Genomic DNA, 15,374 nt, shown 5'->3' with positions numbered 1-15,374 from the left:
ACTGCCCTAGAAGCCCCTGCTTCTTTGCAGTCCTTTCGTTTAATGAATTTCTTTCCAGTTCTTTACATACGGGCCGGCCGGCTTCCGTTCATCTACAAGACCGACTATATAATCAATAGATGTCTCGTAGAAACGCGCCAGAATTACCAGCCTGGCTATAGAAATTTTCCGTTTCCCCGATTCGTACAGACTATACGCTACCTGCGTACAATGAAGCATGTTTGCCACTTCCTGTTGTGATAACCGGGCTTCATACCGCAATTCCCTCAATCTGCCATATTCCTGCATACTACACCTTCTCTCTGCAGCATACGAAGCAACCACCTATATATAAAATGCAGGGGCTACTGCCATTGCTCCTGCTATACATAATCCCCCGAGTTTCATTTGCTACGATTATTATAACACGTTATAGGCCATAATGTATTGCTTTTCGCAAAAAAGATAAGATATATGCCGTTTATGTATAGAAAACAGGTCTTGCCCTCATAATTTGCAAGACCTGTCCAAATAGAGAAAGTGGATAGAAAATAGAAATATTATTTTTTTAAAGAATCCCGCTCTGCTTCTACATCGTGAGAAGACCATCCTGCTGCCTGAGCAATGATTTCAGTCCCAACTCCCAGTTTCAATAAATTCTGTACGATTTTACGCGTCTGATCCCTGGCTCCATCCTGCCAGCCTTCGCTCCAGCCAGCCTGCCATACTTCTGTAGTAGAGACTCCTTGATCATAAAACTCTTCCTTCTGCTGCCATATGTTGAGCGTATCCAATTCATCCGGTGAAAACGTCATGTCATCATCGTGTTTCATACATATGCCTCCTGCGTTTTTTACTTATATTATGGCAGGAAGTTGCCTAAGAGTAAAGAAAAAGCTTAATAGAGCTGCAGCAACGGCAGAATCCATCACCATTCAGCTCTTGCCTACAGGTAAAGAGTCTTCTGGTAAAATTACGATAAATTTTTTAAATCAGGACTTGCGAAATTCCCAAAATTGATTTAGGATAATACTATCGGTTCATGGGGATGTAGCTCAGCTGGGAGAGCGTGCGGTTCGCATCCGTAAGGTCGAGAGTTCAATCCTCTTCATCTCCACCAAAGGACAGAGGCCGTCCACCAAAAACGGTCTCTGTTTTTATTTTGCCTTTTGAATACCATAACAGGAATTGCCCCATAGGAAATGTGAACCATGCCGCAATTCCTTTTTTATTGCCGGCCGGCTCTACCCGGTCCTCTCTCCGGCAAGAAAGGACTCCTATGAAAAACGTTGCCATCGTATTTCTGTTTGCACTACTTACCTGCCCCATCATGTCGTACGGGCAGACCCCGCCGGCCTCACCGTCTCCTCAGAGTCCGGCCCTTGTAGAAAAATCCCGGGATTCCTACGAAGGCAGGGTCTGGCGTCTCGATGCTTCTGATATGGCAGCACTGCCCCGTAACTTCCGTACGACCAATATGACCTTCCGTCCTGTCGAAAAAAAATACCTACAGGAAATCGATGCTGCCTATATTCCGTCCCGGCAGGGACTGTCCCAATTACACGCTTCCGGATCGGCACAATTCACGGAAAAACAGCTGCAGGCATTGGCTGACGTATTAAAAGAAAAGGCTACCGGACCAGTGTATATCGTAGACCTGCGGCAGGAATCCCATGGGTTTGCCAATGGGATCCCCATCAGTTGGTACGGGCCGCGGGACTGGGGTAATAAAGGCAAAAGCCGTCACGCTGTCCTTCAAGACGAAAAAAATCGGCTTCACCACATCAATGGAAAGACCATCATTCTGTATCAGCAGGGAAAAAACGATGCCGTCCTTCCTGTACGCACCGTATCTGTCGACCGGGCACAAACGGAACAAGAACTAGTGCGAGAAGCGGGCCTTCACTACTACCGCATCACAGCCACAGACCATCTCTGGCCCCGTCCGGAAACGATAGACCGGTTCATCCGCTTTGTCCAATCCCTGCCGCCTCAGGCCTGGCTGCATTTTCATTGCGAAGCCGGCATGGGCCGGACAACGGCTTTTATGAATATGTACGATATGATGAAAAATCCCTCCGTTCCCCTGAAAGACATTCTCTACAGAGAATATGAAATCGGAGGGAATTATACGGCTCACACCGTTTCCCATCCTTCCCCCTCAGACTGGAAAGGGCCCTATTATAACGAAAAGAGCCGCATGATACGGCTCTTCTATCAGTATGTACAAGAAAATTATCAGACAAACTTTGGCCGTTCCTGGAGTGACTGGCTCAAAGCACACACCCCCGTGCAGGACGCTACGCAGCCTGAGTCAGAACCGCAGTAGCCGCTATCACCCGGTCAAACTGCGGCAGCCATGCATGCTGCCGGTGACTGTACGTCCGGATAACGATTTTATCTTCAAACAAATACAGAGAATTCGTGTAGATATCGGATTCATTGTCCCAATCGGCATTGTATACATTGAGGATGCGTCCATGATAATAATTGGCGTCGGTCATGAAATCTCCATCTTTGGGGCGCGTATGGGTATGGCCGGACACCCAGAGCCGGACTTGTGGGTGAGCCAGCAGGATTCGTTCCAGCGCGTCTGCCGGCTGTACGGCATTGCGGCGTACCGGCCGGGCCGATCCATCAGCAGCCGGCAGAGCCGTCCCGGAAAGAGGTGCATGACAAAATATAATAGTGGGATACTGACTGTTTTCCGAAAGAGTCTGATCCAGCCAGGCCAGCTGCTGCTGGGACAATTCTACGGCAGCTTCACTATTCATTGTATCCGGTGAAAGGAATACAAGCAGATATCCACCCATCCTGCGAGAATGATATAACGGTCCAAAAAACCGGGTATACCGTTTAAAGTGGAATATCCGTTCCAGGAATCCTCCGGAAATCAGCCTGCCTTTTGTATCCGTACTGTAAAATAATTCATGATTTCCTGCCACGAAGGCTTTCCGTGCTTTCAGGCCCCGCAGCAAAGACCGGACCCGCTCGTATTCAGACAGACTGCCATCGCGCTGTACCATATCTCCCGTAAATACAGCCAGGTCAACATCATGCCAGCGATTGATATCCTCAAGAGCTTTCTTTTTATTGTGCATCTTATTCAGACAGACCATTTCATCCACCACCGACTTGCTGGGATAATGGATATCACTAAGGATAACCAGCCTTTTATACGGTTTCTGCTTTTCTACCATACGATTCCCTGCATGGGACATAAAAAATAACTGCTGTAAATTTTTAAGCCACCCTGTATAAGACATACGCATCCTCCCTGCCGCCAGGCCATCCACTCACTTTTATGAACACCCCCATCATAAAAGAAATGTATCTAATTACGGCAAAGGAATAGAAAAATATATGTAAACAAGGACTGCCTGACCGTACGAATTTCCGTCCGATCAGGCAGTCCTCTTCCATTAGCCTATTACTTAATTTTTCCTATTTCTATCTCGTCGATTTTGCCTTTTTCGATTTCAAAGACCATTCCTACATCAGGGGTTCCTACGGCTGTGTAAATAAACTTATCACCATGAATCACATCGGGCGTACCATACGTCTCCTGCAACACCGACGCGTCCATCCCTACATGAATTCCTTCCGGCGTCTGCCAGCCATTATTAGCCGAAGATTCTACACGGTATACGATTTCATCTACCAGATGAATGGATACGGAATCACCATATTCATACTCGACGACCGACCCGGACGGAACGGACGACGTATACTCCCGTTCAATCTCCGTCGGTGCACCATATATCTGCCGTACGTACGAACCATCATTGCCGTACCCGATGCCACCCAGATACAGGGATTCCTGCGGTACCGATGCCAATGCGGCCGAAGCAGCCAGTGTCAAGAGAGTTGCCGAAACAACTATTGTCCATTTTTTCATCGTAGTTCACACTCCTCTTTGATTTGGATAATTATTATCCACTACTATTCTATCATAAAATAATATGGATTTCCAACAACCCCTATTTTATTTCAGATATCAAAAAAGCAACTATGTCACGAAGGAATCGAAAGAGAACATGATTCCCCTTCCATATAACTGTCCTTATGGCTAAGCGATGACGCGGACGACGATTTTGACGGCTTTGTCCCAGTTATATCCATCCGGAATAATGGTAATCGTTGACGTCCCCGGTTTGTTTGCCGTAAACAGGTCATCTTTGCAAGTCAGCGGTCCCTGCCCATCGTACAAAACTCGTTCCCTCATCCCCCGGTTCAGCCGGCGCAGCTGCATCGTTTCGCCTACTTTCATGGTCAGTGACTGCTGGGATGTGTATACGACACCGTTATTTCCTATGGCGAATGATATGGTATATCCTGCCGGGACAGCAATTTCTTCCGGCAGTTCTTTTGCCATCATGCGCTTGCCCTTCCAGCGGTATACCGTATCCTGATGGCCCATGTATTCGATGAGCTGGCCATTTTTGATTTCTACATTTCCCTGGAAGATAGCCGACCGGCTCAACAATACCTGCGGTCTTTCATTCAGCCAGGCCAGCACATCATAGCTCAGGAACGCACCGCTTCCTTCGTGTTTATACAATAACAGCTGATCCCGTTTATTGTTCAGCAGATTCCCCGAAAGAACGTGTAGCGGGGCATATTTCCGCTCACTTTGATAGACAGAAGTCCATTTCTTCTGCACGTCATCATAGGTCATGACGGCCGCTACATGAGACGGTCCATAACCGGCACCCTTCACATATCCGCTCAGGACATAATCATCCGCATCAGCACCCGTAAAGTGGACCGGCACCTGTTCTTTGAGGACAAATTGCGGTTCCAGCTGCTGAAATGTATCCACTGGTTCAGCGGCCTGCACCAGCACACTGGACAAACAACAAACGCTCAGAATCTGCAATACTTTTCTCATCCATGTTTTCTTCATCATCAGATGTCCCTCCTGACTTTCTCATTACAATAACGGCTCAAAACCCTGCCTGTTCCAATTCTTCCTTCATAGCCCGGCGGGTTGTATAGGTCTGTTTCCAATCACGGGCCAGATTGCGTACGATTTCTTCTCCTCCCGGATACTGGCAGATTTTCTTCAAGTATTGGATACAATTGCGATACTGACTGCGATGGCGGGAATCAGGCATGAGTCCTTTTACGTACCAGACATACCTATCCCGTATTTTCTTCTCATAATGTGGCCGCAGTAGTCCACAAATTCCTCCCGCTCATACGGCCGGCACAGAGCCTTTGCCTGGCGGAGAAGTTTTTGCATCTCCTTTGGGGAAAGCCTGCCTTTAGAATAGGTTAAAACGAGAGACTGCTGCATCTCCGGATCACGTTCCAGCAATTGAAACAGCAACGACCGCACCTCTTGTTCCGGCATAGATTGCAGGATTTCCTTCCACGTCCGTTTCCGGCCTCCCGCTTCCGGCTCTTCCTGCAACTGTGGACTATCTTCCAAAGTCAATAATACCGCTGCCATATGCTTGCAATGTTCGCCTTTCGCAGCATACGGACAGGTACAGGTCATATTATAGACAGCATCCTCTTTGACATACAGCGTCACCGTATACGTATCAGAGCCATCTACGGCCGCCGTAATCTTATTTCCTGTCCTTTTTATGCTATGTACAGCCTCATCTTCATAATACGCCAGACCCCGTTCATAGATTCTGTCTGAAAACAGCTGCTGCCAGTCTCCCAAATCCAGTTTTGCCAAGATTGTCATCTCCATTTCATCGGCCGTTTTTTTCATTATACCATGGCCTCCCCTGCCAGCATCATATTTTTGTCCGGATTTTCTAAAAAGGCTTCACCCGTTGCAAATGCAACTGCTTTGTAACGCCTTCCCGATTATACTAGTCTTGTAAGAACGATGAACCAAGTCAGATTTCAATAGCTACATAAAAGGAGACGATAGACATGGGAAAAAAACTGACAGATAAAGTAACCTGGGTAGGTAAAATCGATTGGGAATTGAATGAATTTCATGGGCATGAATATTCTACAGAAAAGGGATCTTCCTACAACTCGTACCTGATCCGCGATACAAAGACTGTTTTGATGGATACCGTATGGAAACCCTTCGATGAAGAATTTGTCGCTAACTTAAAGCGCGAAATCGATCTCAAGGACATCGACTATATCGTCATGAACCATAATGAAAACGATCACAGCGGCGCCCTGCCGGCCCTGATGCGTGAAATCCCGGACACGCCGATTTACTGCACGAAGAAAGGGGAAGCCATCCTGCGCGGCCTGTATCACCAGGACTGGAACTTCGTCAATGTCAAGACCGGCGATACGCTGGACCTCGGAAGCAGCCAGCTCGTCTTCATCGAAGCACCGATGCTGCACTGGCCCGATACGATGTTCACCTATATGACCGGTGAAAACATCCTCTTCAGCAATGACGGATTCGGCCAGCACTATGCCAGCGAAAAGATGTACAATGACTGCGTCGATCAGGCTGAACTCTATCAGGAAGCCATGAAGTACTATGCCAACATCCTGAACCTGTACAGCCCCATGGTCACCCGCAAAATCGATGAAATCCTGAACATGAATGTCCCCGTATCGATGATCTGCCCCAGCCACGGCGTTATCTGGCGTGATAACCCGATGCGGATTGTTGCCAAATACCAGGAATGGGCAAAAGCCTACCAGGAAAATCAGATTACCATCATCTATGACACCATGTGGAACTCGACACGCCGTATGGCCGAATGCATTGCCGAAGGCCTGCGCGAAGCCGATCCAACAGTGACAGTAAAGCTTTTCAATTCCGCAGTAGATGACAAGAACGACATCGTAACAGAAGTCTTCAAATCCAAAGCTATCCTCGTCGGTTCGCCTACTATCAATTATGGCTATCTCTTCTCCATCGGCGGCATTATGGAAATGATCCGTGGCTTGAAATTCAAGAATAAGAAAGCCGCTGCCTTCGGCAGCTATGGCTGGAGCGGCGAAGCAGTCAAACAGATTACAGCCCTTCTTCAGGGAGCCGGTTTCGATGTCGTAAATGACGGGCTCCGCTGCCAGTGGAATCCGGACCAGGCAACACAGGAAACGTGCCGTGAATACGGCCGGGAATTTGCAAAAGCCGTCGGCGTTTCAGAAAGTCCGGAAGATGACGTGCCGACAGAACTCGGCGATTACAACAACGACGAACAGATCGGCCAGGCTGCGAAAGAACATTTTGAAGATTGGGAAAGAGATGCCCGTGAAGGCGTCAAAGGCGGTTATGCCGGCTAATAAAAAAGATAGTTGAGTTATATGTTTTTCTGTCAGAGATATTTTTAAAAATGTATATTCTTGTTTTTAGCTAAGCAAATACTCTTTGTTCACTTGTGGTGGGCAAAGAGTATTTGTCTATCGGGAAATGTTAAATTACGATAAAGCTATGGAAATTTCAAAAAATCTGTTAAAATAAAGTTGCATCATTCTATTTTAACGGATACTTATAAAGGAGGTTCCTTATGAAAACATTAGATGAACTATATCATCAGATGCTCCGGCAGGCCGCTGATGGCAAACCGGTCGATGTCGATGGAGATCCGAAACTCATTGACTGTCTGGCCCATCCGGACGATCATCCGCTGATCTGGCGGGTAAAGCCCTGCGTCTGTCCTCCTGATGAAAAACGCCCCTGTCAGGAAGCCTGTTCCTGGGGCGCTATCAAACCGTCTCCCGATGGCAAAGGGATGATAATCGACGATGCAGAATGTGTCGGCTGTCAGGCCTGTGTCGATGCCTGCAAACTGGAAAGTCTCAAAACGAGTAAAGATATCATCCCCGTCGTCCAGGAACTGCATGACTACGATGGCCCGGTCTACGCACTGGTAGCACCGGCTATCTCCGGCCAATTCGGCCCTAACGTCACCATGGGAAAGATGCGCACGGCCCTGAAACACCTGGGATTTACCGGCATGCTGGAAGTCGCCGTATTTGCCGATATCCTGACCATGAAAGAAGCGTTAGAATTTGATAAAAACGTCCATACAGAAGAACAGTTCCAGCTGACGAGCTGCTGCTGTCCTATGTGGATTGCCATGATCAAGAAGCTCTATCACCAGCTGCTGCCCAATGTCCCCGGCTCCGTTTCCCCTATGATTGCCGGAGGCCGCACGGTAAAGGCACTGCATCCCAATGCCAAAACTGTATTCATCGGTCCCTGTCTTGCCAAAAAAGCCGAACGGAAAGAACCGGATATCGCCGGTGCTATCGATTATGTCCTGACCTATCAGGAACTGCGTGATCTGTTTTCCGTCACCAATCTGGACCTGGAAAAAATGGAAGAAGAAAACGTCCCCCACGCCTCATCATCCGGTATCGGCTATGCCTGTGCCGGCGGGGTTGCCGACGCCGTAGCCATGACCGTCGCCCAGCTGGACCCGGACCGCAAGGTGCCCATCAAGACCCGCAAAGCCGACGGCGTCCCCGGCTGCAAAGCCATGATCAATGACATTCTCGCCGGCAATCGCGATGGCAATTTCTTTGAAGGCATGGGTTGCATCGGCGGCTGTGTCGGCGGTCCCCGGGCCATCATCAAAAAAGAAGAAGGCAAAGCCTGCGTACAGGCCTACGGGCAGGAAGCTCAGAGCCGGACGCCTGTAGAAAATCCCTACGTCATCGAACTGCTCAAACACCTGGGATTTGCTACCGTAGAAGAATTCCTGGAAAAGAGCGATCTTTTCGACCGTCATTTCGACTGATCGTTCATCAAATAAAGAATGCCTATGAATAAACTGAAACAACGGCTGTGTTCCTTGTTATGTACGACTATACTGATAGGTGCAGCAGGAGCAGCTTATGCCGCTTCCGATTTTACGAACGATATGAAACTGACCGTATCTGCCCGACTGACGCCTAATGAAGGAGCTGCCTCCATTGAACGGCAGTACGACCATCCCGATTCCCCGTATTACGCTCATCCCGATTTCTACCACATGAAATCCACGGCATCGCGGACCATTCTCAGCGGATACCAGACCTTCCAACAGACGAGCGAATGGTCCTGCGGACCGGCAGCCGCCCTGACCGTACTGCAATGGTATGGCCGGACAGACGGCTGGAACGAGCAAAAACTGGCCGCCCTGCGTCATCCTCTGAAGGACGTGACCGTCCCCGGTTTTCCCAATGGTTATCCGGGAACGACACTGCGCCAGATGAAGGATATATTTGATGGCGTCGGAGGCTTTCATTACATCTCCAGCAGTGACTATCAAAAGGAAGGCAAAACACTTTCTGCCAGCGATGTACGAAAATTTCTGAAAGAAGGCCATCCCATCCTAATCTGCTGGATAGACTGGAGTGGCCACTGGCAGGCAATCATCGGCTACGATGACATGGGTACGGCCAATGAGGCCGACGACGTCATCATCGTTGCCGATCCGTACGATACCACCGACCATAACCAGGACGGGTACGGAATCTACTCCTGGCAGCGGTTCCAATCGATGTTCTCCATGTACAATCAGTTCCCCGAATCAGAAGGCGGCAGCAACCAGCTTTTCTTAGTACCCATTCCGGATAAAAAGTAATAAATAAATCAAAAAATCACCTCTATGATTCAGTACATGTACTGACCTACCATCGTTAGATTTTTAGGTCTAACTTTTTTGGGGGACAGTACACCATGTACTAATATAAGAGGTGATTTTTTATTAAACTATTTTTCCTGACTGTAGCATGAATCTTTATTTACTAATGCTTCTCTAAAATAATATATTCCTCTCCTTTCTTTTCTAATGATGCCACACTCCATCGCCTTCTTTAAAATCCGTGATGCCGCATTTTGACTGATTCCAAATTGAGTTGCCACAATCTGCCGGTTAAAAGGGTAGGCGAATTCATAAATTTCCAATAAATTGATAATCTTTTTTAACGTGTCTTTTCGAAAGCTTTTAGCCGCTCTTGTTTGTATAATGATTTTTAAGTCGGTAAGTTGCGTTTTATCCGGAGTAAGTTGCGTTTTATCCGGAGTAAGTTGCGTTTTATCCGGAGTAAGTTGCGTTTTATTTGATTTCATTCCACTTCGCAACTCATTTCCCCTGTTAGGCAGTGAAACAAGGAAAAAATATTCATTGGAATAAAATATTGGCTTTATATCAAAATCTGCATATGAATTCATAACCCGGCGTATGCCACTACCTCTGCGATCCATATAATGCAGTCGGCCAAAAATATCAGATATAATTTCATTTCTTCTCATGGACGGAATCATTTTTAAATCTAAATCTTGAATACGACTTCCATTCATCATTCCTCCAGGGGAAGAGATATCCAGTCGATCATCATACATATCGACATGTATTTCCGAACCGATATTTTGATAGTCCCGATGAATCAAGGCATTAACTAAAACTTCACGAACCGCTTTAAACGGATAATCACTCTTCTCTTCCCTATGCATTCCCCGTATTGTCCAAGGATTTTTCGAATTATTTCGTATAAATGATTCTGCATTGTTAAGAAGAGTAATTAGACTCGCTCCAGAAAATTCTTCATCATCTAGTGCATCACCTTCAACAGCCCCTTTTGTTATCCCTTTCCAATGAGTACAAACAACACGCGATTGTTTTAAAATTCCTTGATCACAAAGCAATAATCCAGCATTTGTCACTTTACCAGCTTCCGTCATTAATCCCATAGAAATAGGATCTTGAGATAAATTAAATTCTTCGCCCGTCTCTCTTTTTAAAGTCGCTCCTAGTAAAGTAAAACTAACATCACTCACTTGATAAGAAGTAGGCAACGCATCATAAGTTTGATTCATTCCCTTTAGAATCAGGGTATTAAGTTCTAAGGTAGTTGCCAATTCAGATCTATCGCCACGTCGGACATAGCATTCTCTTGTATGCTCGTGAATATAATAGTACGGATAATTGGGTCCTGAAAAGATAGCCAAATCAAGACAATACTTACCTTCTCGATGGCTAGAAAATGTTATTAATGTATAATTAACCATAGGGCTAATCCGAGTTGAAAGAAATTCCGAAATCTTGCTGGCAGTTCCTTGAGCATCATCTAAGCCAATTGCTTCATGGTCACCGTCAGTTATCCCAAATAAAATATGCCCTCCTTTAGTATTGGCAAATGCAGAAACTGATTTTAGCCAACTTTTAGGTTTGTTTGCTTCTAACGAAACTTTATAGTCTAAAAAACTGGCCTCTATTCCTTTGAAGTCATTGATATCCATCCATCTTCCCTCCTATAGTGACTACATTGGAATATTTTTACTATTTTTTATTTTAACGTTATATTTGTCATCCCGTCAAGCTCAATGCAAAAAGGGTTAGTTTACACTAAGATGCAAATAACGCTTATACAATATTTAAATAACCATTGCAATAAAAAAGAAGGTGCAATAAGAAGTCAAAAGGTAATGAATTAGTTAGATGAGAAAAATATAGCACGTATGAAAGCCAAACAAAAAAAAGCTCGCAAAGCCTTCCAGAATAGGCTTTGTGAGCTTTTTTCCCTTTTAAAAGTATCGAAAATTATTTTTATATCGCCAAAAGCAGCTTACCCCTGCGGAGATTCCCCCTGTCCTTCTTCCGCATCAGGGCGGATGATACGGAGAATGGAGGCTTCTGAACGGTGTCCTTTCCAGGCTTTATTCAGAATTTTCATAATAATGAATGCCAGGATAAGGCCGCCAATGAATCCGGCTGCAGCCGAACCATTTTCCGATAATCCCCATGACGGGCCCTGGGTATACAGGACAACGATGCTCAGGAGGACAATCAGCATGGGGATACCAAAGCCGATAAATCCACCGAGGGCAATATTCCGTTCCGGCAGGGCGAATTCGACGAAATCTCCTTTTTCAGCTCCGATTTCATTGCGTACCTCAATGGGAGCCGTGGCATTGCCGATAGACGACGCGTGACGCGAAAAAAGGCTCGTCCGGCTGGCCTTGATCAATACCATGTGATCAGGCAGTATCTTTTCTACTACCCCGGTTTCTGTTCTCATACTATCTCTCCTATCGTCATCGTGTCCGTACATATAGCAAAACAGCACATCCTCCTGGATGTGCTGTAACCTGGTGGGCGATAACGGGCTTGAACCGCTGACATCCTGCTTGTAAGGCAGGCGCTCTCCCAGCTGAGCTAATCGCCCATAAAAATGGTGACCCCTGCGGGATTTGAACCCACGTTCACGCCGTGAAAGGGCGGTGTCTTAACCACTTGACCAAGGGGCCATGCAAAAGAAAATTATGGTGATCCACCCGAGATTCGAACTCGGGACACCCTGATTAAAAGTCAGGTGCTCTGCCAACTGAGCTAGTGGATCATATATGGCAGGGGTAGTAGGATTCGAACCTACGGATGACGGAGTCAGAGTCCGTTGCCTTACCGCTTGGCGATACCCCTGTATGGCTCCTCAAGTAGGACTCGAACCTACGACAAATCGGTTAACAGCCGATTGCTCTACCGACTGAGCTATTGAGGAATAAATGGAGCGGAAAACGAGGCTCGAACTCGCGACCCCCACCTTGGCAAGGTGATGCTCTACCACTGAGCTACTTCCGCATGACAAAAGGTATTTTACCACATTTGCACTAGCCTGTCAACACATTATTTTACGTATTGAATACTGGCTTTGTATCAGGTGCGTTTATCGGAACGCTTAATTATAATACCAAATCGCGCTGCTATTGTCAAGGGATTTTGTTAAAAAATATATTTTTTACTTCCCTGGCAAAGAGTTGTACTATGATAGCAAAATGAACAAGCAGCCCCATGAAGTTTAATCCGTTTCATGGGACTGTCTTTTTCTGGTGTGTACAATGGGTGTGTAATATCGTATCGTTAGAATGGAAGAGGTGTTATCTTTAGAAGGGAAGATGTGTAATGATAGGTGGAAGTGCTTTAGGAAAGAGCTTGGGCAATGACCGGATCGAGTTCTTCCGGTGTCGTACTCGGTTCAAATCGCTGAACCTGTGAGCCGTCGCGGCTGACGAGGAATTTCGTAAAATTCCATTTTACGCCGTTGCCATCGGCATTTTCCGGATAATACTGGACGACGACCTGTTTGATAAGGCGGCCGCTTTCTTTATCCAGTTCATAACCGGCAAAGGGTGCTGCTTCCGTCAGGTACTGATAGAGAGGAATAGCCTGTCCGCCACGTACGTCTACTTTGGCAAATAAGGGGAATGTCACGCCATGGTTGATGCGGCAGAAGCTTTCAATGCTGTCATTATCAGCCGGTTCCTGTTCGAGAAACTGATTGGAAGGGAAACCGAGAATGACCAGACCCTTATCTTTATATTTCTGATATAAGGTTTCCAGGCCATCATATTGCGGCGTAAAACCGCATTTACTGGCCGTATTGACGATGAGAAGAACGCTGCCCTTATACTGGCTCAGGGGCACGTCATTGCCCCGGATATCTTTGACGGTGTAATCGTATACGCTCATGATCAGGGCCTCCTATTATAATTCATGGATCCGGCAACCGCCGAATTCAGGAGAGCAGGCAGCGCCATCGAGAACGTCGGCATCACCCGTTTCAAAACTTTCCTTCCACAGGCCATGGAGATTGCAGTAGGCGTAAATTTCACCGGCATCGCCTGTTTCAAACAAAGCTTTCGGTTCTTCACCCGGCTTCAGGTAGTGGAAGTGGACACCGCTGTCATCAACCAGGGCAATCCATTCGATGTAATGCTTTTCTTCCATAGGATGGGTAACGGATCCAACATGGACCTCCAGGTGTCCATCGATTTTCTGGAAAGACGGTACGTGTTTTTCCTGTGCCGCATCGACAGAGCCAGCGACGAGGTGAGTCAGTTCCTGACCATCATAGATAACGCTGTCCGGAGCTTGTCCTCCCGTGAGTACTAATACTTTACCATCTATATTGTTGCGATAAAATTCTACATGTTTCATAATAGTGTCCTCCTTTGACGGGAACGAAATGGATGTATTTAATGTGATGTATTGATGTTTTTAAGTGGAATCTGTTTACTAGTGAATAATCATTTTTTATTACAAGTTAATTGTATACTAAAAAAGTCCATTTGTCAATAAAAAATAATGATTATCCGTTAATTATTTTTTCACAATCATCCGTTCTTCAGTCTCCGGCGGATACTGCTGTTGGGGATACGCATCTTCAGGCGGAATTTCGTTATCGTCCGGCGGGCAATATGGATATCGGCAGCGGCGAAGCGGTCGGCCAGTTCCTGGTCGGAATAAGGATGAGCCCCATCTTCAGCCCCGATTAGTTCCGCCATTTTCTGCTGGATGGCCTGATCAGAAATTTCCCCTTCAGCCCCGCTGTCTCTCCGGTAGGACTGGGCAAAGAAATCCTGTATGGCATAGGTCCGGCGGTCAAAGAGAACATATCTGCCATGACAGACACGGCTCACTGTCGCCGTGCTCAGCCCCGTTTCGGCAGCTATATCTTTCTGGCGCAGGGGCTGCAGCGTATCGCCATAGAGGAAATGACCCTCCTGATGGCGTATGATACAATCCATGACCGTAAAAATAGACTGCCAGCGATAGGCCAGAGCCGACTGGAGGTCGAGGAAAGCCCTCCGTGCCTTGTGGATATAGGTCCGCGTCTTTTTGTCGCCTTGTTCTTCATATTCCTTATAAAGGTCTTCACGGAAAAACACCTCCGGCAGTTCTTCCAGGGAACGGACCGCCAGGCGTCCCGATTCATCGGTATAGATTTCCACATCAGGACGGACAAATTCCGTTTCCGTCTCAGCCTGTCCGGCAGGCTGCAGAGCCAGAGTCTTCAAAAAATCCCGGATAGACTGGAGATCCGTATTGCTGAGTTCCATTTCTTTCTGCAGTTTCTGCCATTTCCCCGTGAGGAATTCCTGATAATGGTCCTGCAGGAGTTCTTCCGTCCGCGGCGGGGCATCGTCATGGCGCCGGGTCTGGATAAGCAGGGCTTCACAGATAGAACGGGCCCCGATGCCCGGCGGATCAAAGGATTGCACCAGAGCCAGTCCTTTTTCCATATCTTCCAGCGACAGGGCATAATCCTGGCCCAGAAGGTCAAGATCACCGGCAAAGAAACCTTTTTCATCAAGGGAGCGGATGATAAGGCCGGCAGCCAGCATGGTGGCTTTGGGAACGTTTTGTACCCGCAGCTGTTTCATTAGCCCTGTTTCCAGCGAATCACCGCGGTTCTTGATATTGTCAATGGGCTTTTCCTTGCCGTCTCCGCTGCTGGAACGGACATCTTTATACCGGATATCGAGGAGGGGATTATCGGTCACCTGTTCATGGAGGAAATCGGTCAAATCTTGTGAATGAAGGGTCAGCATCTGAATGGTCAGCCGCTGTATCTGGGACAATTTTGTTTTCTGTTCCAGTTTAAGTGCTATCTTTGCCATACTATCACGTCCTTTTACCTGTATGAAATAATTATACCATGATAGATGGCAAAAAAAAGCAGTC

The 15,374-nt window shown here is 46.9% G+C and carries 16 protein-coding genes and 7 tRNA genes; 5 read left to right on the top strand and 18 right to left on the bottom strand.

Translation table 11 applies throughout. The features are described from left to right. Positions 1 to 39: 39 nt before the first annotated feature. Together ACGTIC_RS02060 and ACGTIC_RS02055 are read right to left on the bottom strand one after the other, a co-directional pair. Complete coding sequence (locus ACGTIC_RS02060) at positions 40 to 288, bottom strand: helix-turn-helix domain-containing protein (RefSeq protein WP_059076315.1); 249 nt, start codon at positions 286 to 288, stop codon at positions 40 to 42. A gap of 251 nt (positions 289 to 539) precedes the next feature. Continuing rightward, on the bottom strand, positions 540 to 812 hold the full coding sequence (locus tag ACGTIC_RS02055; protein ID WP_059076314.1) for a hypothetical protein: 273 nt from the start codon (positions 810 to 812) through the stop codon (positions 540 to 542). A gap of 211 nt (positions 813 to 1,023) precedes the next feature. Between ACGTIC_RS02055 and ACGTIC_RS02050 the strand changes: the two genes are divergently transcribed. Together ACGTIC_RS02050 and ACGTIC_RS02045 are read left to right on the top strand one after the other, a co-directional pair. Continuing rightward, positions 1,024 to 1,099: transfer RNA gene (locus ACGTIC_RS02050), tRNA-Ala, on the top strand. 159 nt (positions 1,100 to 1,258) lie between these two features. Beyond that, entirely contained in the window at positions 1,259 to 2,308 is a 1,050-nt protein-coding gene (locus ACGTIC_RS02045; RefSeq protein WP_113855251.1) for a protein tyrosine phosphatase, read from the top strand. On the opposite strand, the gene ACGTIC_RS02040 is transcribed toward ACGTIC_RS02045, so the two are convergent. From ACGTIC_RS02040 to ACGTIC_RS02020, 5 genes are all read right to left on the bottom strand, one after another. Continuing rightward, entirely contained in the window at positions 2,280 to 3,245 is a 966-nt protein-coding gene (locus tag ACGTIC_RS02040; protein ID WP_162816203.1) for a metallophosphoesterase, read from the bottom strand. The two genes, ACGTIC_RS02045 and ACGTIC_RS02040, sit on opposite strands and share 29 nt — an antisense overlap. Positions 3,246 to 3,409: 164 nt before the next feature. Next, positions 3,410 to 3,877 (bottom strand): hypothetical protein, encoded by a 468-nt coding sequence (locus ACGTIC_RS02035; protein ID WP_113855249.1) that lies wholly within the window; start codon positions 3,875 to 3,877, stop codon positions 3,410 to 3,412. Between the two features lie 171 nt (positions 3,878 to 4,048). Next, the gene (locus ACGTIC_RS02030; RefSeq protein WP_113855248.1) at positions 4,049 to 4,888 is read right to left on the bottom strand and encodes a hypothetical protein; all 840 of its coding nucleotides are present in this window, start codon (positions 4,886 to 4,888) and stop codon (positions 4,049 to 4,051) included. A 37-nt stretch (positions 4,889 to 4,925) separates the two neighbouring features. Next, complete coding sequence (locus ACGTIC_RS02025; RefSeq protein ID WP_162816202.1) at positions 4,926 to 5,096, bottom strand: hypothetical protein; 171 nt, start codon at positions 5,094 to 5,096, stop codon at positions 4,926 to 4,928. A gap of 8 nt (positions 5,097 to 5,104) precedes the next feature. Continuing rightward, positions 5,105 to 5,707 carry an SWIM zinc finger domain-containing protein gene (locus tag ACGTIC_RS02020; protein ID WP_113855247.1) on the bottom strand — a complete coding sequence of 201 codons (603 nt, stop codon included), beginning with the start codon at positions 5,705 to 5,707 and terminating at the stop codon, positions 5,105 to 5,107. 167 nt (positions 5,708 to 5,874) lie between these two features. Between ACGTIC_RS02020 and ACGTIC_RS02015 the strand changes: the two genes are divergently transcribed. The 3 genes from ACGTIC_RS02015 (at position 5,875) to ACGTIC_RS02005 (ending at position 9,494) form a co-directional block, all read left to right on the top strand. Then, on the top strand, positions 5,875 to 7,206 hold the full coding sequence (locus ACGTIC_RS02015) for an anaerobic nitric oxide reductase flavorubredoxin (RefSeq protein ID WP_059076307.1): 1,332 nt from the start codon (positions 5,875 to 5,877) through the stop codon (positions 7,204 to 7,206). 224 nt (positions 7,207 to 7,430) lie between these two features. Beyond that, positions 7,431 to 8,666: a [Fe-Fe] hydrogenase large subunit C-terminal domain-containing protein gene (locus tag ACGTIC_RS02010; RefSeq protein WP_113855246.1), complete on the top strand. Its 1,236-nt coding sequence runs from the start codon at positions 7,431 to 7,433 to the stop codon at positions 8,664 to 8,666. 24 nt (positions 8,667 to 8,690) lie between these two features. After that, entirely contained in the window at positions 8,691 to 9,494 is an 804-nt protein-coding gene (locus ACGTIC_RS02005) for a C39 family peptidase (RefSeq protein WP_075581748.1), read from the top strand. Positions 9,495 to 9,622: 128 nt separating this feature from the next. Here ACGTIC_RS02005 and ACGTIC_RS02000 read toward each other — a convergent pair whose 3' ends face one another. The 11 genes from ACGTIC_RS02000 to rpoN all read right to left on the bottom strand — a co-directional run bounded on the left by ACGTIC_RS02000 (position 9,623) and on the right by rpoN (position 15,310). Continuing rightward, a complete protein-coding gene (locus ACGTIC_RS02000; protein WP_113855245.1) occupies positions 9,623 to 11,152 on the bottom strand; it encodes an ATP-binding protein in 1,530 nt (509 codons plus the stop codon). 326 nt (positions 11,153 to 11,478) lie between these two features. Further along, complete coding sequence (locus ACGTIC_RS01995) at positions 11,479 to 11,931, bottom strand: SoxR reducing system RseC family protein (RefSeq protein ID WP_162816201.1); 453 nt, start codon at positions 11,929 to 11,931, stop codon at positions 11,479 to 11,481. 71 nt (positions 11,932 to 12,002) lie between these two features. Continuing rightward, positions 12,003 to 12,078 (bottom strand) — tRNA-Val (locus ACGTIC_RS01990). A 7-nt stretch (positions 12,079 to 12,085) separates the two neighbouring features. After that, positions 12,086 to 12,160, bottom strand: a tRNA-Glu gene (locus ACGTIC_RS01985). A gap of 16 nt (positions 12,161 to 12,176) precedes the next feature. Then, a tRNA-Lys gene (locus tag ACGTIC_RS01980) sits at positions 12,177 to 12,252 on the bottom strand. A 5-nt stretch (positions 12,253 to 12,257) separates the two neighbouring features. Further along, a tRNA-Gln gene (locus ACGTIC_RS01975) sits at positions 12,258 to 12,332 on the bottom strand. Between the two features lie 3 nt (positions 12,333 to 12,335). Then, positions 12,336 to 12,411: transfer RNA gene (locus ACGTIC_RS01970), tRNA-Asn, on the bottom strand. Positions 12,412 to 12,416: 5 nt separating this feature from the next. Next, positions 12,417 to 12,491: transfer RNA gene (locus ACGTIC_RS01965), tRNA-Gly, on the bottom strand. Positions 12,492 to 12,830: 339 nt separating this feature from the next. Next, positions 12,831 to 13,379 carry a glutathione peroxidase gene (locus tag ACGTIC_RS01960; protein WP_113855243.1) on the bottom strand — a complete coding sequence of 183 codons (549 nt, stop codon included), beginning with the start codon at positions 13,377 to 13,379 and terminating at the stop codon, positions 12,831 to 12,833. A 15-nt stretch (positions 13,380 to 13,394) separates the two neighbouring features. Continuing rightward, a complete protein-coding gene (locus ACGTIC_RS01955) occupies positions 13,395 to 13,847 on the bottom strand; it encodes a desulfoferrodoxin family protein (RefSeq protein ID WP_113855242.1) in 453 nt (150 codons plus the stop codon). A 176-nt stretch (positions 13,848 to 14,023) separates the two neighbouring features. Further along, the gene (gene rpoN / locus ACGTIC_RS01950) at positions 14,024 to 15,310 is read right to left on the bottom strand and encodes an RNA polymerase factor sigma-54 (RefSeq protein ID WP_113855241.1); all 1,287 of its coding nucleotides are present in this window, start codon (positions 15,308 to 15,310) and stop codon (positions 14,024 to 14,026) included. Positions 15,311 to 15,374 lie beyond the last annotated feature (64 nt).

This window comes from Megasphaera hexanoica, from assembly GCF_043520715.1.
In the GTDB taxonomy this organism is placed as follows: Bacteria; Bacillota; Negativicutes; order Veillonellales; family Megasphaeraceae; genus Megasphaera; species Megasphaera hexanoica.
This window is presented reverse-complemented; position numbering and strand designations above follow the sequence as displayed.